The 737-nt window shown below is 50.9% G+C and carries 1 protein-coding gene; it reads left to right on the forward strand.

The features are described 5' to 3' along the window. The coding region (locus ABD892_RS10300) for a hypothetical protein (RefSeq protein WP_345195537.1) at window positions 1-477 on the forward strand (477 nt) is incomplete at its 5' end. Window positions 478-737 lie beyond the last annotated feature (260 nt).

A 737-nucleotide genomic window follows, 5' to 3' on the forward strand; every position in this document is an offset into this window, starting at 1 on the left:
GAAAAAGCCCATCTGGTCTTTAACTGTCTCAATCAGCCTTATCAGGAACGGGCTGTGTACCAGGGCGCGGTCGTTAAGGCCAATGGGCCGGCCAATCGCAAGGTGCGGACCTTCCTGCGAGCCGATACCGGATTACTGGAAGATGCCACCCGCCGTTTGAAACAACTGGAAGAACCGGAATACAGACTGTTAGGCATGTTGACCACCGCCATCCGCGAGGCGGCTGAGCGGGGGCATCCCTTTACCCATACCGGGGAGAACGGTGTCTACAAACAGCGCAACCGATTACCCAGAGCCTTCCACCAGATTTCGAAAAAGCGGCTTGAGGAGATGGTTCAAACCCTCCTTAACGAGCATCCGCCAAGACTGGTCAAGGGCATGGCGGCGAACTCCAGGGAGCATAAATGGCTCGATGTGAGGAGCGGTCAGTTTGCCCAGGGAAAGGGTATTTTCGGACAGGGAGCTGACCTCGTATGAGCCGTCAAATGGCGGCTGAAATGTATATAAACAATGTCGTTTATAAGGGGCTGAAATGGCCTTTTGAATCTTTCGAAAATGCTTCCCAAATGCTTCCCAAAACGGGCTTTGGGAAGCATTTGGGAAGGAGATTTTTTCGAGGAAGTGGATGTAACTGTCTGATATGCAATAGAAAACAAGGGCAAAAAATGCTTCCCGGTCATTTCCGGTCGGGAAGCATTTGGGAACGGTTAAGTGATTGATATTTATAGAAAATCGTC

It is taken from the genome of Kistimonas scapharcae, from assembly GCF_039540975.1.
GTDB lineage: Bacteria > Pseudomonadota > Gammaproteobacteria > Pseudomonadales > Endozoicomonadaceae > Kistimonas > Kistimonas scapharcae.